The organism is Nonomuraea sp. NPDC049309 (genome assembly GCF_043196965.1).
Lineage (GTDB): Bacteria > Actinomycetota > Actinomycetes > Streptosporangiales > Streptosporangiaceae > Nonomuraea > Nonomuraea fastidiosa.
Genome location: NZ_JBICSH010000006.1, coordinates 100,996 through 120,267 on the forward strand (window position 1 = coordinate 100,996; position 19,272 = coordinate 120,267).

The 19,272-nt window shown below is 72.4% G+C and carries 18 protein-coding genes; 10 read left to right on the top strand and 8 right to left on the bottom strand.

Annotated elements, in window-relative coordinates; all coding sequences use genetic code 11:
- Positions 1-8: 8 nt before the first annotated feature.
- From ACGFIM_RS32185 to ACGFIM_RS32210, 6 genes are all read right to left on the bottom strand, one after another.
- Positions 9-956 carry a DNA polymerase ligase N-terminal domain-containing protein gene (locus ACGFIM_RS32185; RefSeq protein WP_393208075.1) on the bottom strand — a complete coding sequence of 316 codons (948 nt, stop codon included), beginning with the start codon at positions 954-956 and terminating at the stop codon, positions 9-11.
- 420 nt (positions 957-1,376) lie between these two features.
- On the bottom strand, positions 1,377-2,057 hold the full coding sequence (locus ACGFIM_RS32190; protein ID WP_393208078.1) for a FadR/GntR family transcriptional regulator: 681 nt from the start codon (positions 2,055-2,057) through the stop codon (positions 1,377-1,379).
- 25 nt (positions 2,058-2,082) lie between these two features.
- The gene (locus ACGFIM_RS32195; protein ID WP_393208081.1) at positions 2,083-3,117 is read right to left on the bottom strand and encodes an MBL fold metallo-hydrolase; all 1,035 of its coding nucleotides are present in this window, start codon (positions 3,115-3,117) and stop codon (positions 2,083-2,085) included.
- A 48-nt stretch (positions 3,118-3,165) separates the two neighbouring features.
- Positions 3,166-4,281 (bottom strand): steroid 3-ketoacyl-CoA thiolase, encoded by a 1,116-nt coding sequence (locus ACGFIM_RS32200; protein ID WP_393208084.1) that lies wholly within the window; start codon positions 4,279-4,281, stop codon positions 3,166-3,168.
- A gap of 42 nt (positions 4,282-4,323) precedes the next feature.
- Positions 4,324-5,313, bottom strand: a complete 990-nt coding sequence (locus tag ACGFIM_RS32205) for a sigma-70 family RNA polymerase sigma factor (protein WP_393208087.1) — start codon at positions 5,311-5,313, stop codon at positions 4,324-4,326.
- Between the two features lie 322 nt (positions 5,314-5,635).
- The gene (locus ACGFIM_RS32210; protein ID WP_393208090.1) at positions 5,636-6,286 is read right to left on the bottom strand and encodes a TetR family transcriptional regulator; all 651 of its coding nucleotides are present in this window, start codon (positions 6,284-6,286) and stop codon (positions 5,636-5,638) included.
- 350 nt (positions 6,287-6,636) lie between these two features.
- On the opposite strand from ACGFIM_RS32210, the gene ACGFIM_RS32215 reads away from it, so the two are divergent.
- Genes ACGFIM_RS32215 through ACGFIM_RS32235 form a run of 5 tightly spaced genes read left to right on the top strand, consistent with a single transcriptional unit; the run spans position 6,637 to position 11,204 of the window.
- Positions 6,637-7,614, top strand: coding sequence for an acyl-CoA dehydrogenase family protein (locus ACGFIM_RS32215; protein WP_393208093.1), 978 nt, complete (start codon positions 6,637-6,639; stop codon positions 7,612-7,614).
- On the top strand, positions 7,614-8,768 hold the full coding sequence (locus ACGFIM_RS32220) for an acyl-CoA dehydrogenase family protein (RefSeq protein WP_393208096.1): 1,155 nt from the start codon (positions 7,614-7,616) through the stop codon (positions 8,766-8,768). Before ACGFIM_RS32215 ends, ACGFIM_RS32220 begins: the two co-directional genes overlap by 1 nt.
- Positions 8,765-9,667, top strand: a complete 903-nt coding sequence (locus ACGFIM_RS32225) for a bifunctional MaoC family dehydratase N-terminal/OB-fold nucleic acid binding domain-containing protein (protein ID WP_393208099.1) — start codon at positions 8,765-8,767, stop codon at positions 9,665-9,667. Before ACGFIM_RS32220 ends, ACGFIM_RS32225 begins: the two co-directional genes overlap by 4 nt.
- Positions 9,664-10,050, top strand: coding sequence for a MaoC/PaaZ C-terminal domain-containing protein (locus ACGFIM_RS32230; RefSeq protein WP_393208102.1), 387 nt, complete (start codon positions 9,664-9,666; stop codon positions 10,048-10,050). The genes ACGFIM_RS32225 and ACGFIM_RS32230 overlap by 4 nt, the downstream gene beginning before the upstream one ends.
- A complete protein-coding gene (locus ACGFIM_RS32235; RefSeq protein ID WP_393208105.1) occupies positions 10,047-11,204 on the top strand; it encodes a lipid-transfer protein in 1,158 nt (385 codons plus the stop codon). Before ACGFIM_RS32230 ends, ACGFIM_RS32235 begins: the two co-directional genes overlap by 4 nt.
- A gap of 28 nt (positions 11,205-11,232) precedes the next feature.
- Here the strand turns inward: ACGFIM_RS32235 and ACGFIM_RS32240 are convergent, their stop codons facing one another.
- The gene (locus tag ACGFIM_RS32240) at positions 11,233-12,999 is read right to left on the bottom strand and encodes a hypothetical protein (protein ID WP_393208108.1); all 1,767 of its coding nucleotides are present in this window, start codon (positions 12,997-12,999) and stop codon (positions 11,233-11,235) included.
- A gap of 311 nt (positions 13,000-13,310) precedes the next feature.
- Here ACGFIM_RS32240 and ACGFIM_RS32245 point away from each other — a divergent pair, with 311 nt between their 5' ends.
- The 5 genes from ACGFIM_RS32245 to ACGFIM_RS32265 all read left to right on the top strand — a co-directional run bounded on the left by ACGFIM_RS32245 (position 13,311) and on the right by ACGFIM_RS32265 (position 17,327).
- A complete protein-coding gene (locus tag ACGFIM_RS32245; protein ID WP_393208111.1) occupies positions 13,311-14,369 on the top strand; it encodes an ABC transporter ATP-binding protein in 1,059 nt (352 codons plus the stop codon).
- On the top strand, positions 14,362-15,042 hold the full coding sequence (locus ACGFIM_RS32250) for an ABC transporter permease (protein ID WP_393208114.1): 681 nt from the start codon (positions 14,362-14,364) through the stop codon (positions 15,040-15,042). The genes ACGFIM_RS32245 and ACGFIM_RS32250 overlap by 8 nt, the downstream gene beginning before the upstream one ends.
- The gene (locus ACGFIM_RS32255; protein WP_393208117.1) at positions 15,039-15,731 is read left to right on the top strand and encodes an ABC transporter permease; all 693 of its coding nucleotides are present in this window, start codon (positions 15,039-15,041) and stop codon (positions 15,729-15,731) included. Before ACGFIM_RS32250 ends, ACGFIM_RS32255 begins: the two co-directional genes overlap by 4 nt.
- A 38-nt stretch (positions 15,732-15,769) precedes the next feature.
- On the top strand, positions 15,770-16,696 hold the full coding sequence (locus tag ACGFIM_RS32260) for an ABC transporter substrate-binding protein (protein ID WP_393208120.1): 927 nt from the start codon (positions 15,770-15,772) through the stop codon (positions 16,694-16,696).
- A 169-nt stretch (positions 16,697-16,865) separates the two neighbouring features.
- On the top strand, positions 16,866-17,327 hold the full coding sequence (locus ACGFIM_RS32265) for a flavin reductase family protein (RefSeq protein ID WP_393209242.1): 462 nt from the start codon (positions 16,866-16,868) through the stop codon (positions 17,325-17,327).
- Positions 17,328-17,428: 101 nt separating this feature from the next.
- On the opposite strand, the gene sppA is transcribed toward ACGFIM_RS32265, so the two are convergent.
- A complete protein-coding gene (sppA, locus tag ACGFIM_RS32270) occupies positions 17,429-19,126 on the bottom strand; it encodes a signal peptide peptidase SppA (RefSeq protein ID WP_393208123.1) in 1,698 nt (565 codons plus the stop codon).
- Positions 19,127-19,272: the final 146 nt, after the last annotated feature.

Genomic DNA, 19,272 nt, shown 5'->3' on the forward strand with positions numbered 1-19,272 from the left:
CCGGTCGTTCAGGAGGGGATGAACAGCCAGGACTGCGACGGGCCCGGCTCGTACGGGGAGTCGAGCCGCTTGGCCACCACCCCCGGCAGCCCCTGCTCCTTCGCGGCCTGCCGGACCGGCGCGAACTCGCCCGGCCACGACGGCGCGGTCTGCCAGCGCCCGCCGGTCAGGCCGAGCGCTTGCAGGGCGGCCCGCCGCACGGTGTAGGGCTCGGCGGTCAGCGCGTGGCCGTCGTCGTACAGCAGGTCGTAGAAGACGAGCAGCTCCGCGCCGCCGAGCGTGACCAGCTCGCCGTCCAGCACGGCGGTGCGGCTGCCGAACGACTCGGCCAGCTCGCGCAGCCACGGGTGCTCGCGGGCCGCCTCGGTACGCCCGCCGTCGATCGGCACCAGCAACCGCCGCCCGCCCCAGGCGAACTCGAAGGCGTAGCCGGCGGCGTTCCTGGGCGGCCTGGCCCGCTCGGTCGGCTCCATGGGCTCAAGACCGGGGAACGGATCACGGACCGCCGCGCCCATCCGGTGGATCATCCAGTTGTCGCCCCGGGTCTTGAACAGCACGAACCGTCCGCCGGCCCGCTCGCCGTTCAGCACGATCTTGACCTCGCGGTCCGACCACTTCTCGGTCTCGTACGTGCCGGTGTCCCAGACGGTCATGGTGCCGCCGCCGTACTCGCCCCTGGGGATCTCGCCCTGGAAGGTGAGGTACTCCATCGGGTGGTCCTCGGTGTGCACGGCGAGGTGGTCGGTGCCGGGGTCGGCGGGCAGGCCTTTGGGCACCGCCCAGGAGACGAGCACGCCGTCGCGTTCGAGGCGCAGGTCCCAGTGGAGGGAGCGGGCATGGTGCTCCTGGATGACGAACGCGTTGCCGCCCGGGGTGGCGGATGGGGCGTCGGGGACGGGCTCAGGTGTGCGGCCGGGGTCGCGTTTGCTCCGATACTTCGTCAGTTTGTCGGGCACATGACCGGACCTACCCGCAATGACGCCCCCCGATCGTCCGCGTCTCGCCGTCGTGGGCATGCACCGCCGTCCGCACTTCGCCGCACTCCGAGCACCTTGCCGGCTCGTCGCGGAGGGAGTGGGGTGAGGGTGTCGCGGAAGCGCCTAGAGCGGGACGGCGCGGGAGGAGCGGGGATCCGTTGGGGGAAGGGGCGGGCGTCGCGGGGAAGGTCGCGGCGGGGCGACCGGGGAAGCCGGGGGTGGGTGGTGCAAGGGGCTGGGGCCGGGCGACGGGGAGAGCCCGGGGTGGGGCCGGGAAAGGAGCCGGGGTGTTGTTGTGCAAGGAGCCGGGCTGGGCGACGGGGAGCGCCCGGGGTGGGTGGTGGGTGGACCCTCCCGGGCTGATCCACTACGGGGGATTCCTCCGATGTGTCGGCGGTGTCAGTCCATCTCCAGGGCCCGGCGCAGCCAGGCCTCGACGCCCGCGATGTGGACGGTCGCCCATGAGCGCGCCACGTCGGCCTGGCGGGCGGCGATGGCCTCGTAGATCGCGGTGTGCTGCTCGCGCGTCTTGTCCATCGCGCCCTCCTGGGTGAGCCCGCGCCAGATCCTGGCCCGGGTGGTCGGCCCCGACAGGCTCTCGATGAACGAGCACAGCACGCTGTTGCCCGAGCCCTGCGCGATGCGGTGGTGGAACTCCAGGTCGTTGGCCACCAGCTCCTCGACCGTCGGCTCGTCGGGCAGCTTCTCGAGGATCACCCGCAGCTCTTCGATGTCGGCGTCGGTCATCTGCTCGGTGGCCATCGCGGTGGCGGCCGGTTCGAGGATGCGGCGTACCTCGAAGAACTGCAGCACGGTGTCGTCGCGGTGCAGGTCGAGCACGAACGACATCGTGTCCAGCAGCAGCCGGGGCTCCAGGCTGGTGACGTACGTGCCGTCGCCCTGGCGCACGTCGAGCACGTTGATCAGGGACAGCGCGCGCACGGCCTCGCGCAGCGAGTTGCGCGACAGGCCGAGCCGCTCGGCGAGGTCGGCCTCCTTGGGCAGGCGGTCGCCGGGCGCCAGCTCGCCCGAGACGATCATTTGCTTGATCTTGTCGATGGCCGCGTCGGTGACCGCCACATTCTTCTCCCTAGACATCGGATGTCTAGGAGTTTAGGGCCTGGAAGCGGACCGGATCGACCCCTGCGTGCCGGCGCACTTGGCCGCGTGCCTCCAGCGTACGCAGGTGGGCGGCGGCCTCCCCGGCCGCCATGCCTCGCAAGGCCGGGGGCAGCTCGTCCCACGGCCGGTTCCACGTCATCATCGCGGCGACCTCCCAAATGGTCAGCGGCTGCGCCTGCCGGGCGAGCAGGTCGCGCAGCCGTTCCAGTTTCTCCTCGTGATGGTGGCGGATCTCGGCGGCGCGCGCCGCAACATCCGGAAATATCCACTCATGCGCGGGGAGCGCGTCGAGCGGGCCGCACGACGCGGAGAGGTCGGCGACGCGATCGAGCGAGGCCAGGAAGTCGCTCAGGGGATCGACGTCGTCGCGATCGTAGGGGTAGATGCCCACGTGCGGGGTGATGCCGGGCAGGACGTGGTCGCCGGTGAACAGCCGGTCCGCGTCCTCCAGATGCAGGCAGATGTGGCCGGGCGTGTGGCCCGGCGTGTGCACGGCCCGCAGCGTGCGGCCCGGCAGGTCCACCAGGTCACCGTCGCGCAGCTCGCGGTCGGGCATGGCGGGCGGCGCGGGCCTGGGGCCCGTGGCCTGCCTGGCCTCGCCCGGGTCGGCGCCCGCCCGGCGCAGCATGTCGCTCTGGAAGTCGTCGTGCTCGCTCGCGGCGTACTCGGCCATGAGCCTGACCAGCGCCGCGTCGTCCTCGTGCATGGCGATCCAGCAGCCGGACGCCTCGCGGACCTGCCCGGCGAGGCCGGCGTGGTCGGGATGGAAATGGGTGACGACCACCCCGCTCACCGTGCTCACGTCGATGCCGAGCAGGGCCAGGCCGCCGGAGAGCGCGTCCCAGGCGTCGGGGTGGTTCCAGCCGGCGTCGATCAGCAGGGGACCTCTGGGGGACTCGACGGCGTACACGAGGGTGTAGCCGAGCGGGTTGCCGGGGATCGGCACCGGCACGCTCCACACACCACCGCCGAGGTCCTGCGGACGCTGCTCCGCGTACGGTCTGCGCCTGGTCTTCATGTGCCCCCGATCCGTGGTGCTCCGTGGTGCCTCGTGGTGGACGTGCGGTCAGCCGATGCGTTCCAGGACGGTCGCGGTGGCCAGCGCGCCGCCCGCGCACATCGTGACGAGCGCGGTGCCGAGGCCGGCGCGCTCCAGCTCGTGCAGCGCCGTCGTGATCAGGCGGGCGCCGGTAGCGCCCACCGGGTGGCCGAGCGCGATCGCGCCGCCGTTGACGTTGACCCGGTCGAAGTCCGGCTCGTGCACGCTCGCCCACGACAGGACGACCGACGCGAACGCCTCGTTCACCTCGAACCTGTCGATGTCGCCGATCGTCATCCCCGCCGTCGCGAGCGCCTTCGCCGTCGCCGCCACCGGCCCGTCGAGGTGGTAGTACGGCTCCGCGCCCACCAGCGCCTGCGCCAGGATCCGCGCCCGGGGACGCAGCCCGTGCCGCCGCGCCGCCTCCTCGCTCATCACCAGCACGGCCGCCGCGCCGTCGGAGATCTGCGACGAGGTGCCGGCGGTGTGCAGCCCGCCCTCCACCACCGGCTTCAGCCCGGCCAGGCCCTCGACGGTGGTCTCGCGCAGGCCCTGATCCCTGCGTACGTCGCCGACCGGCACGATCTCCCGCTCGAACCGCCCGTCCGCCCACGCCTTGGCGGCGAGCCGCTGCGAGCGCGCCCCGAACCAGTCGAGCCGCTCGCGCGTCAGCCCGCGCCGCCGCGCGATGCGCTCGGCCGCCGTGAACTGGTCGGGCAGGTCGATGCTCCAGTCGTCGGGACGCGGCTCGGCCGGGTGGACGTTGCTGCCCAGCGGCGCCCGGCTCATGACCTCGACCCCGCAGCCCACGCCGGCCTCGATCACGCCCGCCGCGATCAGCGCCGCCGCGAGGTGCACCGCCTGCTGCGACGATCCGCACTGGGCGTCGACCGTGGTGACGCCGGTCTCGTGGGGGAGGCCCGCATAGAGCCAGGCGTGCCTGCCGACGTGGCCGCCCTGCTCGCCCGCCTGCGTCACGCAGCCGGTGAACACCTGCTCGACGCTCGCGGGGTCGATGCCCGCGCGGTCGATCAACCCGTTCAGCGCCGTGGCCAGAACCTGTTGCGGTTTCAGGTGCGCCAGCCGGCCGGCCCGCTTGCCGATGGGGGTGCGCACGGCCTCGACGATCACGGGTGTGCCCATAGCCGCCTCCAGACGGATGCTCTGGCGCGACTGTAATCGGTTCTAGTTTGTTTCGGAACCCTCCCACTTCGGCGGCAGGCCGAACGCGTCGAACAGCTTCTCCTCGAAGAACATGCCGACGTGGCCGACGCGGTCGCCCGACAGGGTCAGCACCATGATGGCGAACCGGCCGTAGACGCCGTCTTCGCGGAGGTAGACCGCGAAAGCCGGCTGGCCGTTCGCCGCCACCGGCACCAGGCGCAGATCGCCCGCCCGCTCGGCCGGGCACTGCGTCCTGGTGAGCTCGGCGATCGTCTTCGGCCCTTGGTACCAGCCGACGAAGGGCGGCATCTCCCAGACCGCGTCCTCGGTGAACAGGTGGACCAGGCCGTCGACGTCGTAGTTCTCGAACGCGGCGACGTAACGGTCGAGCAGCTCCCGCTGCTCCGGCGTCAGCGGCCCCACCGGGTCGTCGAGGCTCGGCGCCACCTCGTCGAGCTGGGCGCGGGCCCGCTGCAACAGGCTGTTGACCGCCGCCGTCGAGACTCCCACCGCCTCGGCCACCTCGGCCGCCTTCCACTTGAGCACGTCGCGCAGCACCAGCACCGCGCGCTGGCGGGGCGGCAGATGCTGCAGTGCGGCGATCAGCGCGAGCCTGATGCTCTCGCGCGAGGTCACGATCGCCGCCGGGTCGTCGGCCCCGGCGCCCAGCAGGTCATCGGGCGCCGGCTCCAGCCACGGCACCTCCTCGTCGCGGACGAGCGGCGCGGTCGCCTCCTGGCTGGGCGCCCCGAGCCCGGTCGGCAGCGGGCGTCTGTCACGGCTGTCGAGCGCCGTCAGGCACGTGGTCGTCGCAATGCGGTAGAGCCACGTGCGCAGCGACGAACGGCCCTCGAAGCCCTCGTACGCCTTCCACGCACGCAGGTACGTCTCCTGCACGAGGTCTTCGGCGTCGTGCACCGAGCCCATCATACGGTAGCAGTGCGCGAACAGCTCGCGCCGCATCGGATCAGCCAAGCGGAGGAAGTCCTCGCTCGTCGGCTTGTCGGTCATACACCCCTGTATAGCCGCCGCCACCGACAGAACCGCCCCGCCCCGCCTCCCCTACGGCCTGGACGCCGCACGCCCGGGGCGCTCACCGCGCAGGGGCTGCTGCCCGCTCGCAACCCACCCGACTGCTGCGGAGCGCGCGTGATGGGGCGACTCGCTGCTGGGGCGCCCGCCCGTTTGGGGGTGCCGTCCCGCTCGGCTCCTGCGGGCTGCGCGCGGTGGGGCGGTGGCCGCTGGGCGGCCGGAGCTCCGGGGGGCTGTGGTGGCGCGCCGCGCCGCTGCTCGGGGCGTCCGTCGGGCAGAGGCGTCGTGCCGGTCGGGCGGGTCAGATGTCGGCGAGGAGGCGGGTGGCGGCGGTTTCGATGCGGCGCTGGATCTGGTCGTACGTGCGCCGCCCCCGCAACATCTCCAGCAGCTCCTGCACCCACACGCTGGCCAGCGATCCCGCGAGGTCGATCTGCTCCTCGCCGGCCTCCTCCAGGGTGAGCCCGTCGGCGGAGACGCGCAGGAGCAGGCCCGTCATGCGGTCGCCGAAGGGGGTCTGCACCTCGGCCATGATCAGCGAGCGGATGAGCGCGTCGGCCAGCTCGGGCTCGCGCATGAGCCCCCGCGTGGCGCGCATGAGCACGTCGACCGCGCGGCTGGCGGGGGTGGCGGCGCTCGGTGGGCGGCGCTCGATGCTGCTTTCCAGCAGGTCGAGCTCCTCGCCGACGACGGCCACGACGAGGTCCATCTTGGAGGGGAAGTAGCGGTAGAGCGTGCCGAGCGCCACGCCCGCGCGTTCGGCCACCGTACGCATCTGCATGGCCTCGACGCCGCCCCGCGAGGCCAGCGCCGCCGCGGCCTGGATGATGCGCTTGCGGCGTTGGTGCTGGCTGCGCGTGCGTACGCTGTGCCCGCCCGGGGCGGAAGGGTTTTCCATGGTGCCCTCGGAGTCGCTGGGGGGCGCTGCGATGGTGGCCTGCGTGGAACGCATGAGAACACGTTACTTGATTCGGTGACGGTACCGCTTGTTACTCGCGGGTCAACAAAGCGGCCCTATCGGCCCATGTCCACGGCGTTACATGGACATCTCATGCCATATCGCGGAGGGCTGCCGCTGGACACTCATTGGAATCTGTTCTAGTTTGCAGGTCAGCGTACCTAGCGCTTGCTGGGGGAGCGTCGGCGTGCTCAGCGAGAACCCTCCCGACCTGGGCCTCCTCATCGGCGGTGGGACGCCGGCCGGGCACCCCCTCGCACAAGGTCGTCAAGCGGCGCGGACGTCAAGGACATGGAGGAGGACCTCGTACGGCACGGCAGGCGACACCTCTTGGAGATGCGGACGTGGATTTCAACCTGGACGAGACCCAGCGGGAGCTGCAGCGGCTCGCCGCCGAGGTGCTGGCGAAGGATGTGGACGAGGAGCGGCTGTCCCAGGCCGGCCTGCTCAGCGTGTGCGTGCCGGAGGAGGCGGGCGGCGCGGGGCTCGGCCCCGTGGAGATGGCCGTGGTGCTGCGTGAGGTCGGCGCCCGCGCGGCGGCGCTGCCCGCGCTGCCGCTGCTCGCCGCCCAGCTCATCATGGCCCGCCACGGCGCACGGGACCTGCAGCGCCCGCCGGGCGCGCGGCTCACCCTCGCCGTACGCGAACCGGGCGCACCCTTGCACGCCCCGCCCCGCACCACCGCCGTGCAGGCAGGGGACGGCTGGACGGTGACCGGGCGCAAGACGCGGGTGCCGTATCCGGACGGCGCCGCGGTGCTGGTGACGGCGGAGCAGGGGCTGTTCCTGGTGGAGAGCCCGGCGGGCACGCCGGAGCACACCTCGACGGGCGAGCCGGCCGCCACGATCGCGCTGGAGGCGGCCCCGGCCGAGCGGATCGCCGGCCCCGAGGCGGCGCACGACGCGGCGCACGTGTTCACGGCGGCGGTCGCCGCCCAGGCGAGCGGGGTGCTCGCGGGCGCGCTGGAGCTGACCACCGGCCACATCAAGCGGCGCAGGCAGTTCGGGCGGGCGCTGGCCGAGTTCCAGGCGGTGACGATGCAGATCGCCGACGTCTACATCGCCGGCCGGGCGCTCGACGTCGCCATGTGGTCGGCGGCCTGGCGGCTGTCGGAAGGGCTGCCGGCCGGGCGGGACGTGGCGCTCGCGGCGTACCACGTGGGCGAGGCCGTCAAGGCGCTCTACACCTGCCAGCACCTGCACGGCGGGCTCGGCCTCGACGCGACCTACCCGCTGCACCGCTACTTCGCCCAGGCGGGACACCTGTCCCACCTGCTCGGCGGCGCGGACGCCCAGCTCGACCTGATCGGAGCGCTCGTCTGATGTACATCGACCTGACTCCCGAGCAGCGCAGGCTCCGCGACGAGCTGCGCGAGTACTTCGGCTCCTGCCTGACCGCCGAGGACCGGGCCGAGATCGCCGCCGATCCGTTCGGCGAGGCGTACATGGAGCACTGCCGCCGCCTCGGCAGGGACGGCAAGCTCGGCATCGGCTGGCCCAAGGAGTACGGCGGAGGCGGTTACGGCCCCCTGGAGCAGCAGATCTTCGCCAACGAGATCGCCCGCGCCGGAGTGCCGTACCCGATCATCACCGTGCAGACGGTGGGCCCCACGCTCATGCACTACGGCACCGAGCGGCAGAAGGACTTCTTCCTGCCCCGCATCCTGGCCGGCGAGTGCCACTTCGCGATCGGCTACAGCGAGCCGGAGGCGGGCACCGACCTGGCCGCGCTGCGGACGACGGCGGTGCTCGACGGCGACCACTACGTCGTCAACGGCCAGAAGATCTTCACCAGCGGCGCGCACCGCGCCCGGTACATCTGGCTCGCGGCCCGCACCAACCCGGAGGCCAAGCGGCACAAGGGCATCACGATGATGATCGTCGACACGACCGATCCCGGCTTCTCGTGGACGCCGATCGTGACCATGGACGGCCGCCACCACACCAACGCCACCTACTACTCCGACGTGCGCGTCCCCGTTGACATGGTGGTGGGCGAGGTGGACCGCGGCTGGGACCTCATCGTCGACCAGCTCAACCACGAGCGGGTCACGCTCGGCCCGGCGGGCAACCTCGGCCAGGTCTACGACCGGTTCCGCGCCTGGGCACGCCGTACGGGGCTGGACGCCGAGCCGGGCGTGCGGCGGGCGCTGGCCGCCGTGTGGGCCGCGTTCCGCACCAACGAGCTGCTCAACTGGCAGGTCGCGGCCACCATGGACCTGGGCTGGCTGGGCGCGCCCGACGCCTCCGCCACCAAGATCTACGCCTCCGAGCGCATGCAGGAGGCGGGCAGGATCGTCGGCGACGTCCTGGCGCGATACGGCGACCCCTCCGACCCCGAGACCGCCGAGCTGATCGAGCGCACCGACAGCGCCGCCAAGGGCGCGGTGGTGCTGACGTTCGGCGGCGGCGTGAACGAGGTGCAGCGCGAGCTGATCGCCATGCTGGGCCTGAGCCTGCCGAGGCCGCCCCGATGAGGTCCCCTTCCCTGAGCGACGCGGAGCTGCACGAGCTGGCCGCCGGGCAGGCGGCGCTGGGGGAGGTGCGCGGCGCCCCCGCCGACGACCCCGTCAACGTCCCCATGATCCGCCACTGGCTGGCCGCCATGGGCGACGCCAACCCCGTCTACCTCGAACGCGGCCTCGCCCCGCCCGCCATGGCCCAGGTGTGGACGATGCGCGGCCCAGGCGCGGGCAGGGAGCGCTCCCCGGTGGACGAGCTGCTGGCCGCGCTCGACCGCAGCGGCTACACGGGCGTGGTGGCGACGAACTGCGAGCAGACCCACCACCGGTACGCGCGGGTGGGCGAGCGGCTGACCCCCGCCACCCGGCTGTCGGGGCTGTCGGGTCCCAAGCGCACCGCCCTGGGCGTCGGCTACTTCGCCACCTGGAACGTCACCTGGTACACCGACGAGGACGAGCCGGTCGCCACGATGATGTTCCGCGTCCTGAAGTTCCGCCCGGAGCCGAAGGAGGAGCAGGGGCCGTACCCGCTGCGGCCGGCCGTCAGTGACGACACCGCGTTCTTCTGGGACGGCGCCAAGAAGGGGGAGCTGCGCATCCAGGCGTGCGCCGACTGCGGCGAGCTGCGCCACCCGCCGGGGCCGCTGTGCCGGCGCTGCCGCTCGGCGAACCGTGGCTACACGGTGGCGAGCGGCGATGGCGTGCTGTTCAGCTACGTCGTCCATCACCATCCGCCGGTGCCGGGGCGCGAGGCGCCGTTCGTGGTGGGGGTGGTCGAGCTTGCCGAGGGCGTCCGTGTCGTGGGCGACGTCGTCGGATGCGCGCCCGGTGACGTGGAGGTCGGAATGCGGTTACGCGTACGGTTCGACGCGATGGACGCCGAGCTGGTGCTGCCGAGATGGGAGCCCGCATGATCGGCACGGAGCTGCCCGAGCTGACCATCGAGCTGACGCCGACCATGGTGATCTCGACGGCGCTGGCCACCAGGGACTTCACACCCGTGCACCACGATCCCGCGCTGGCCCGTGCGCAGGGCTCGAAGGACATCTTCCTCAACATCCTCACCACGATGGGCCTGGTGCAGCGGTACGTCACCGACTGGGCGGGGCCCGGCGCGGTCATCAGGTCGACCGACGTGCGGCTCGGCGTGCCCGCGTACGCGGGGGACCGGCTGACCTTCACCGGCACGGTCGTGGAGGGCGCGGACGGCGAGCCGGTCGTGCGGGTGCGCGGCCGGGTCAGCCTGGGCGACCACGCCACGGCCACCGTCCGCTTCACGCCGGGGGAGGCGTCGTGACCGCCGCGATCGCGGGCATCGGCGCCACCGAGTTCAGCAAGCGGTCGGGACGCACCGAGCTGCGCCTCGCCGCCGAGGCCGTGCTGGCCGCGCTGGACGACGCGGGACTGCCGCCCGCCGAGGTGGACGGCCTGGTCACCTTCACCCAGGACGTCAACCAGGAGATCGCCGTGGCCAGGGAGACCGGCATCGGCGAGCTGACCTTCTTCTCCCGCGTCGAGTACGGCGGCGGCGCGGCCTGCGGCACGGTCGCGCACGCGGCCATGGCGGTGGCGACCGGCATGGCGCGCACGGTCGTCTGCTACCGGGCGTTCAACGAGCGTTCCGGCCGCCGCTTCGGGCAGCCGAGCTCCGGCCTGACCGGGCAGTCCACCTCGCAGGGGCTGGAGATGAGCTGGCACGTCCCGTACGGGCTGATGACGCCCGCCGCCTGGGTCGCCATGTTCGCCCGCCGCTACATGCACGTGTACGGCGCCGCCTCCGAGGACTTCGGCCGGGTGGCGGTGGCCATGCGCCGCCACGCCGCCACGAACCCGGCCGCCTGGTTCCACGGCCGGCCGATCACGCTGGAGGAGCACCAGGCGTCCCGGTGGATCGTGGAGCCGCTGCACCTGCTCGACTGCTGCCAGGAGAGCGACGGCGCGGTCGCCCTGGTCGTCACCTCGGCCGAGCGCGCCCGCGACCTGCGCAGGCCGCCCGTGCTGATCGCCGCCGCCGCGCAGGGGGCCGGGGCCGAGCAGATGATGATGACGAGCTACTACCGCGATGACATGACCGGCCTGCCGGAGATGTCCGTCGTCGGCCGGCAGCTCTGGGAGAGGTCGGGGCTGTCACCGGCCGACGTCCAGACGGCCATCCTGTACGACCACTTCACCCCGTTCGTGCTGACCCAGCTGGAGGAGCTGGGTTTCTGCGGGCGCGGCGAGGCCCCGGGCTTCGTCCGCGACGAGGGCATCGAGCTGGACGGCCGCCTGCCGGTCAACCCGCACGGCGGGCAGCTCGGGGAGGCGTACATCCACGGCATGAACGGCATCGCCGAGGCCGTCCGCCAGATCAGGGGAACCGCGGCCAACCAGATCCCGGACGTCTCCAACGTCCTGGTGACGGCCGGGACCGGCGTGCCGACCAGCGGGCTGATCCTGACCGCCGGCTGAGGACCTTCCCCGAGGGTTCCGGGGAAGGTCAGGGGCCGAGGACGCTCGGCATCGAGAAGAAGACGATCATCGCGATGGCCACGCAGAGCAGGAACCCGGCCGCCTCCCACACCCAGTCATAGTGGCGGTCCTTGCGGCGCTGCTTCGGCGGGCGGCGGGTCACCTCGGGACGGCGCTTGGGCACGGGACGCGCCCGCACCGGACGCGGCGCGATCGGCGACGTCTCCTGCCAGCCCGCCTCGAACACCAGCTCGCGGACGGCCCGCGCCCCGGCCTCGCGCGGGGTCTCCCGCACGACCCGCCGCTCCGCCGTGCCGGTGGAGCCTGGAACGGCGCCGGCCTCCTGGGCGGTCGCCTGCACGGCCTGGCCTCCCGGCTCCGGTGCGGACGGGCGCTCGGGGAGCCGGTAGACGGGCTCGTCCGCGGGCTTGCCGTGCCGCTCGCGCTTGGCGGCCTGCCTCCCGGAGGCGCGGCGCGCCGGCCCGTCCGGCCGCTCGCCGGGCCGGGTGCGCGGCTGGAACAGCGGCGCGGCGGGCTCGCGCACCGCATCCGGCGTCCGCACCGCGCCGAGCGGCGTCTCCGGCAGGCGGAGGAACTCCTCGGGCGTGGGCTGCGGCTCCAGGGAGGGCGGCCGCCGGTCGGACCGCTTCGGCCGTGGGGCCGGCCGGGCCGGACCCTTGTGCACGAGCACGTCGCCCGTCATGTACGGATCCGGCGCGTCCTTCGGCAGGATCACATCGCCGGTCATGAACGGATCGGTCGCGCTGGGCGCAGGCTCGGCCAGGTAGAACGGCCGCTCCACCGGCTTGCCCGCGCTGCCCGCGGCTCCGTCTGCCGTGCTGCCCGCTGTCGTGCCGGGCCAGGCCGGCACGTCGCCGACGTCGCGCGGATCGCGGGCGGACCCATGCTCGCCGAGTGGCAGCCCGGTGCGCGGGTCCCGGAACGGCCGGGTGGAGCCGAGCGGGTCGCGCAGCGGCAGATCCGGGTCGAGGATGTCGCCCGGCGGCCTGAGCGGGTCGCGCAGCTTGGGCATCGGGGCCGTGGTGGCGTCGTGCTCGGGCCTGCGCGACGAGGCGGGCGGCGTCAGCAGCTCGGCGGGGAAGATCACGGTGCTGGTGGCCGGGTCGGCCTCGGCCGGCGGCTGCGGCCAGACGGGCGGGCTGGGCCAGCGCGGCTTGGTGAACAGCGGGCCCGGCGCGGCCGGGCGCGAGCCGGCGAAGTGGATGCGCAGCGCCCCGGGCGGCTGTGGCCACGGCAGGCGGCCGAGCACGTCGGGCAGCGGCGCGACCCGCAGCGCGCCGTAGACGTCGGCGACCGGCTTGGGCAGGCGCGTCCCCGTCGAGGCCAGTGCCGTGCCCAGCGCCTGGCGGAACTGCTGCCCCGCCGCGGCCGTCAGCTCCTCGGCGGTGTCGGGTGCGACGTCGAGCACCCAGGCCAGCTCGTCCTTGCTCAGCCCGCACACCGCGCACAGCACCAGCACCTCGCGCTGGTGCGGGCGCAGCTCGCGCAGGGCGCGCTCGACGAGCGCCGTGGCCGGGTCGATGAACGGATCGACGGCAGGGGGCGTGTAGACGATGTCCCTGCGGTGGATCTCGCGGCGCGCGAACGCGTACAGGGCGGCGCGCGGCGGCGCGGTGTCCGGAACTCCGTTGAGCACGGCCGCCAGGACGTCGGACGCCGCGCCGAGATCGCCGAGCTGGTCGGCGCAGTACGCGAACAGCCCGGCGGCGTGGCGGTCGTAAAGCTCTGCGATCAGTTCTGCGCGCCGGCGCTGATCGGTGAGCGGCTGAGACACGGGCCGGTCCTCTTGTGGATGCGAACGCTGGGGGATGTGGTGCGCGTCGGGAGGTTATGAGCTGATGCGTCAGGATTCGTGAGGGTAATCATGCCAACTGGCGTGGTCCGGCGCAGCACCAGATAAAGAATTCATGTGAATCTCCCCCTCGAGGGCCACGTTCGGTCACGAGTCCACTGAAGCGTTTAAGGAAATCCCGAGGGGACACATCGGGAAGTATCGCCGTAGTCTGTGGGTTCAGGAGATCATGCGGCGGTCGTGGCACGGGGGCTGCGGCGCTGCCACCGAAAGCCCGAAGCGAGAGTTCGCGCGTGATCACATTCGAGTCTGTCACCAAACGCTATCCCGACGGCACCGTCGCCGTCGACAATCTTGATCTTGAGGCGCCCACGGGCGAGATCACCGTGCTCGTCGGCCCGTCGGGCTGCGGAAAGACCACCTCGCTCCGGATGATCAATCGGATGATCGACGCCTCGGAGGGCCGCATCCTCCTCGACGGCGTCCCCGTCCAGGGCATCGACCCGCCCACGCTGCGGCGCGGCATCGGGTACGTCATCCAGCAGGCCGGTCTCTTCCCGCACAGGAAGATCGTCGACAACATCGCCACCGTCCCCTACCTGCTCGGCTGGGACCGCAAGAAGGCCCGGTCGCGGGCCATGGAGCTGCTCGAACGCGTCGGGCTCGACGCCGCGCTCGGCCAGCGCTACCCGTTCCAGCTCTCCGGCGGCCAGCAGCAGCGCGTGGGCGTGGCCAGGGCGCTGGCGGCCGATCCGCCGGTGCTGCTCATGGACGAGCCGTTCAGCGCCGTCGACCCGATCGTCCGGGCGAGCCTGCAGGACGAGCTGCTGCGGCTGCAGAGCGAGCTCAACAAGACGATCGTGTTCGTCACCCACGACATCGACGAGGCCATCAAGCTCGGCGACCGGGTCGCGGTGATGCGGGTGGGCGGCAAGCTGGCCCAGCTCGCCGACCCCAAGACGCTGCTCGCCCAGCCCGCCGACGACTTCGTGCAGGAGTTCCTGGGGCGCGACCGGGGCATCAGGCGGCTGCAGTTCGTCTCCACGGACGGGCTGCGGCTGCGGACGGACCTGACCGTGCCCGAGGGGTCGCCGGCCGCGTCACCCGAGCCGTGGGTGCTGGAGGTGACCGGCGACGGCCGTCCGGTGGGCTGGCGCACGGGCGAGCCGGGCGGAAGGCTGGAGCCGTACGGCGCCTACCGCCACGGCCGCGACAGCATGCGGGCCGCGCTCGACGCCGCGCTGCTGTCGCCGTCCGGCTGCGCGGTGGCGCTCGGCGACGACGGCAAGGTCGTGGGCGTGGCCACCCGGCAGGCCCTCGACGAGGCGCTGGCGGAGGCCGCGGATGGGTGACGGTCCTCCCTCTTTGTGGGAGTGGATCGGGCGCAACTGGGACACCGGCCGGGCCGACAGCATCCGCAACCTGCTGGCCGACCACCTCGTGATGTCGTTCATGCCGATCCTGCTCGCGCTGATCGTGTCGGTGCCGCTCGGCCTGGCCTGCGCGCGCTGGCGCTGGCTCTACCAGCCGACGTCGGGGCTGATGAACGTGGTGTACGCGCTGCCGTCGCTGCCGGTCTTCATGCTGCTGATCTCGGTGACCGGGCTGTCGCAGACCACGGTGATCATCCCGCTGGCCTTCTACGGCACGGCGGTGCTGCTCCCTGCCGTGGTCGACGGCCTCGACTCGGTGCCCGACCACGTACGCCAGTCGGCGATCGCCATGGGCTACACCCCGCTGCGCCGCCTCCTCGCGGTCGAGCTGCCGATCGCGATCCCGGTGGTGCTCGCCGGGCTGCGGGTGGTCGCGGTCTCCAGCATCAGCCTGGTCAGCGTGGGCGCGCTGATCGGGCAGGGCGGGCTCGGCGGGCTGTTCACCCGCGCCTACCAGAACCCGTTCATGCCGCCGGTGATCGTCGGCATCGTGCTCATCGTGGTGCTCGCGCTGGTCGCCGACGGTCTGCTGGTCCTGGCGCAGCGGCTGCTGACCCCCTGGGTGCGCGCGCGGAAGGGATCGGCGTCGTGAACTGGCTGACCTCGTTCATCGGCTGGCTCGCCGAGTTCTTCGGCAACCCCGAGAACTGGTCGGGCTCCGGCGGCATCCCCGCCCGCCTGCTCGAACACCTGGAGTTCTCGGCCCTCGCGCTGGTGCTCGCGGTGCTGATCGCGGTGCCGCTCGGCCTGCTCATCGGCCACACCGGGCGCGGCGCGCTGCTGGTCGTCGTCTCGGCGAACCTGGCCAGGGCGCTGCCCACGCTGGGGCTGCTGGTGATGTTCGTGCTGCTGCTCGGCACCAGCTCGATCTGGCCGGTGATCATCCCGCTGGTGCTGCTGTCGGTGCCGCCGATCCTGGTCAACACCTTCGAGGGGATCAGGGGCGTCGATCCCGAGCTGCGCGACGCCGCGTACGGGATGGGGCTGCGCGGCGGGCAGGTGCTCGGACGGGTGCTGGTGCCGGTGGCGCTGCCGCTGATCCTGCTGGGCTGCCGCCTGTCGGCCATCCAGGTCGTGGCCACCACCACGGTGGCCGCCTACACCGGGCTCGGCGGGCTCGGCCGCTACGTCATCGACGGTTTCGCGACCAAGGATTACGCGAGCGTCGTCGGTGGTTCCGTACTGATTGTGCTGTTCGCGCTCGTCGTGCAGGCCCTGTTCGCCCTTGCCCAGAGGGTGGTGGTCTCTCCAGGGGTGAGCCGGCGCCTCAAGGTTCGCTAAGTTTTGCTGTATAACCTCCCGCTAAGAAGGGAAAAGTCATGAGACGCACGTACGGCATCGCGGGGGTGCTCCTGTCGGCGATGCTCGCACTGGCCGCCTGCGGTGGGGGTGGATCCACCGGGAGCAACCCGCTCGACACGACGAGCGCGGCGCCCTCCGGCTCGGCTTCCGGTGCGGGAGGCAAAGCGATCATCGGCTCCTTCGACTTCGACGAGAGCGTGCTGCTCGCCTCCATCTACGCCCAGGCCCTGGAGGCCAAGGGCGTGCAGGTGGAGGAGAAGCCCCGCATCGGCAGCCGTGAAGTCGTCTTCGACCAGGTCAAGAGCGGCGGCCTGACCATCGTCCCCGAGTACAACGGCAACCTGCTCGCCTACATCGACGTCAAGGACACCTCGGTGACCACCGACGAGGTGGACGCGGCGCTGAAGCAGAAGCTGCCGCCCGAGCTGGAGGTGCTCGACTCCTCGCCCGCCGAGGACAAGGACAGCCTGTCGGTCACCAAGGAGACCCAGGACAAGCAGGGGCTCAAGACCATCGAAGACCTCGCCAAGGTCTCGAAGGACATGGTGCTGGGGGCTCCGCCCGAGTTCAAGAAGCGCTGGGAGAGCCGCTTCAAGGAGGTCTACGGGCTGGAGTTCAAGGAGTGGAAGCCCACGGGGCCCACCACGGCCGACGCCCTCAAGGACGGCTCCATCCAGGTCGGCAACGTCTTCACCACCGACCCCAAGATGACGACCAACAACCTGGTCCCGCTCGAGGACACCAAGAACGTCTTCGCCGCTCAGAACGTGATCCCGCTGCTGCACAAGGCGTCCGCCGACGACACCATCAGGACCACGCTCAACGGCATCTCGGCCAAGCTCACCACGGACGCGCTGCTGCAGATGATGCAGAAGATCTCCGTCAACAAGGACGAGCCCGCTACTGTTGCCAAGGAATGGCTGACCAGCAACGGCCTCGCCTGAGCGCCGCCGTCCGTGCCAGGGGCCTCCGCCCGTGCGGAGGCCCGGCCGCGGCGTGCCGCCCGTCCGGAGGCCGCCCCTGCCGCCGGAGCCTTTCCCGCGGGCGCTCAGACCTGTCGACCCCGTCCGGCCGGTGGAGCCCGTCGCGGTGACCGAGCTGTTCACCGAGGCGATGGCCCAGCTCGCGGCCGGCGTGGCGGTGGTGACCGCCCGCGAGGGGCGCGACGACATCGGCACGACCGTCTCGACGCTGATGTCCGTCTCGCTGGAGCCGCCGCTGGTGCTGGTGAGCCTGGCCGGCACGGGCTACCTCAACGAGGTGCTGCTCCGGCAGGACCGCTGGGCCGCCTCCCTGCTGTCGTCCGATCAGACGGCCGTCGCCAGCCGCTTCGCCGCCGCGGGACGGCCGAGCGCCCGCCTGCTCGTGGCCGGCACCCCGCACCACCGGGGGCCGCACACGGAGGCGCTGGTGATCGAGGGCGGGGTGGCCGCCATCGAGGCCGAGACCACCAAGGTCGTCGTGGCCGGCGACCACACGATCTTCATCGCGGCCGTGCTCGCGGTCGACTACGTCGACGCGAGCCGGCAGCCGCTGGTCCGGCTGCGCAGCCGCTACCGCACCATCGCCACCTGAGCCCCGCCGTCCGGCCTGCCGCGAGACCGGCGGGACCCGGTACGCCCGCGGTCGGCTGATCCGGAACGCCGCGCGGTCGGCTGATCTGGAACGCCGCGCGGTCAGCTGATCCGGTACCAGGACGGCAGCAGCAGCGGGCCGCCCGCGGGCAGGCCCAGCTCGGCCGACAGCCGCGCCAGCGGCCCCCACGCGTCGAGCCGGATCCGCGCCAGCGCCGCCGCCTTGTCCTCGCTGGACTCGGGGCCGCGCAGCCGTTCGAGCGGGTTGAGCCGGGGATAGGTGCGTACGGGCGCGTCATCGGCCAGCCCCACCCGCTTCCTGGCCAGCGCCAGCGCGTCCTCAAGCCCGCCGAGCTCGTCCACCAGCCCGTGGGCGTGCGCGTCGGCGCCCGTCCAGACCCGGCCCCTGGCCAGCTCGTGCGTACGCTCGCGGCTGAGGTCTCGGCTCTTGGCGACCTTGCTCACGAAGTCGTCGTAGATGCGGTCGAGCCAGGCGTTCACCCGCTCCCACTGCTCGGGCGAGAAGCCCCTGGTGAGGGAGAACATGCCGGCGTTGGCGCCCTCGGCGAGCAGCTCGGAGTTGATCCCGGCCTTCTCCATCAGCTCCGACAGCACCGGCTTGCCGCCGTAGACGCCGATCGAGCCGGTCAGCGTGCCCGGCTGGGCCATGATCACGTCGGCCGCCATCGCCACGAAGTAGCCGCCGGAGGCCGCGTAGTCGCCCATCGAGACGATCACCGGCTTGACCTTGCGGGTCAGCGTCACCTCGCGCCAGATCGTGTCGCTGGCGACGTACGAGCCGCCTGGGCTGTCCACCCGGAACACCACGGCCTTGATGTGCTCGTCACGGCGGGCGGCGCGCAGCGAGGCGGCGATCGTGTCGGAGCCCATCGCGCCGCCGCCGCCAAGCGGGCTGCGGCCGCTGCGCCCGGTCCTGATCAGGCCGCTGCCGTGGACGAGCGCGATGCCGTCGGCCATGGGCTGCGGCAGCTTGCGCACGCCGGCGGCCCTGGCGTAACGCGCCAGGTACAGCAGGTGCGCGTCCTCGCCCGCGGCGCGCTTCAGCTCGTCGTACACCTCGTCGCGGTAGGCTAGCTTGTCGACCAGCCCAGCCTCCTGCGCCTCAGAGGCGATGAACGGCCCCCGGTCGATCAGCTCGCGCACCTTGTCCGGGTCGAGCCCGCGGCCGTCGGCGATGCCCGCCACGACCGTCTCGGTCAGCGACTCCAGCAGGCGGGCCGCGGACTCGCGGTGCGCGTCCGTCATGCGGTCCTCGGTGAAGGTGTTCATCGCCGTCTTGTACTCGTGGCGCCGGCCCGCCTCGTAACCGACGCCGAGCCTGGTCAGCGCGCCCTTCACGAAGCGCTGCTCCATGGCGAGGCCGGTCAGCCCGACATCGCCGCTCGGCTGGAGGTATAGGCGTTCGAACGCGGTGGCGAGGTAGTAGGGGACCGTGCCACCGCTGAACTCGCCGAACGTCTCGGCGTACGCGACGGTCAGCTTGCCCGCCGCCCGGAACCTGATCACCGCCTGGCGCAGCTCCTGCACCATGGCGAAGCCCAGCGGGTTGCCGCCGATCTTCACGACCAGCGCCTTGACCCGGGGGTCCTGGCGGGCCCGCTTGAGCCCGGACAGGACGTCGGCCAGGCGCGGCTTGCGCATGGACAGCACCGCGGCGAGCGGGTCGGCCGGCGGGCCTTCGGTGAGGCCCTCGGTCAGATCGAGCTCCAGCACGAGCGGGGCGGTGCGCCGCTGGCGGAGCTTGCCGACGGTGTCGAAGATCGCCTTGCCTGCGTCCATAGAAGCCACCCTAAGCGACACAATTCGAAAAGCACGTCTTTGCCGGAACAGGGCCGCCCGGACCCGTGAAGCGGCAGGTCAGGGACATCTCATCCGCTCTAGGCGAAAAGCCGGTCTCGGCGCGCGGGCGGCGGCCGATGCAGGAG

Coding starts and splice junctions, on each gene's coding strand:
- ACGFIM_RS32195 (WP_393208081.1), bottom strand. CDS start 3,117: ATGAAGACCAGGCGCAGACCGTACGCGGAGCAGCGTCCGCAGGACCTC.
- ACGFIM_RS32200 (WP_393208084.1), bottom strand. CDS start 4,281: ATGGGCACACCCGTGATCGTCGAGGCCGTGCGCACCCCCATCGGCAAG.
- ACGFIM_RS32205 (WP_393208087.1), bottom strand. CDS start 5,313: ATGACCGACAAGCCGACGAGCGAGGACTTCCTCCGCTTGGCTGATCCG.
- ACGFIM_RS32210 (WP_393208090.1), bottom strand. CDS start 6,286: ATGCGTTCCACGCAGGCCACCATCGCAGCGCCCCCCAGCGACTCCGAG.
- ACGFIM_RS32220 (WP_393208096.1), top strand. CDS start 7,614: ATGTACATCGACCTGACTCCCGAGCAGCGCAGGCTCCGCGACGAGCTG.
- ACGFIM_RS32225 (WP_393208099.1), top strand. CDS start 8,765: ATGAGGTCCCCTTCCCTGAGCGACGCGGAGCTGCACGAGCTGGCCGCC.
- ACGFIM_RS32230 (WP_393208102.1), top strand. CDS start 9,664: ATGATCGGCACGGAGCTGCCCGAGCTGACCATCGAGCTGACGCCGACC.
- ACGFIM_RS32250 (WP_393208114.1), top strand. CDS start 14,362: ATGGGTGACGGTCCTCCCTCTTTGTGGGAGTGGATCGGGCGCAACTGG.
- ACGFIM_RS32260 (WP_393208120.1), top strand. CDS start 15,770: ATGAGACGCACGTACGGCATCGCGGGGGTGCTCCTGTCGGCGATGCTC.
- ACGFIM_RS32265 (WP_393209242.1), top strand. CDS start 16,866: ATGGCCCAGCTCGCGGCCGGCGTGGCGGTGGTGACCGCCCGCGAGGGG.
- sppA (WP_393208123.1), bottom strand. CDS start 19,126: ATGGACGCAGGCAAGGCGATCTTCGACACCGTCGGCAAGCTCCGCCAG.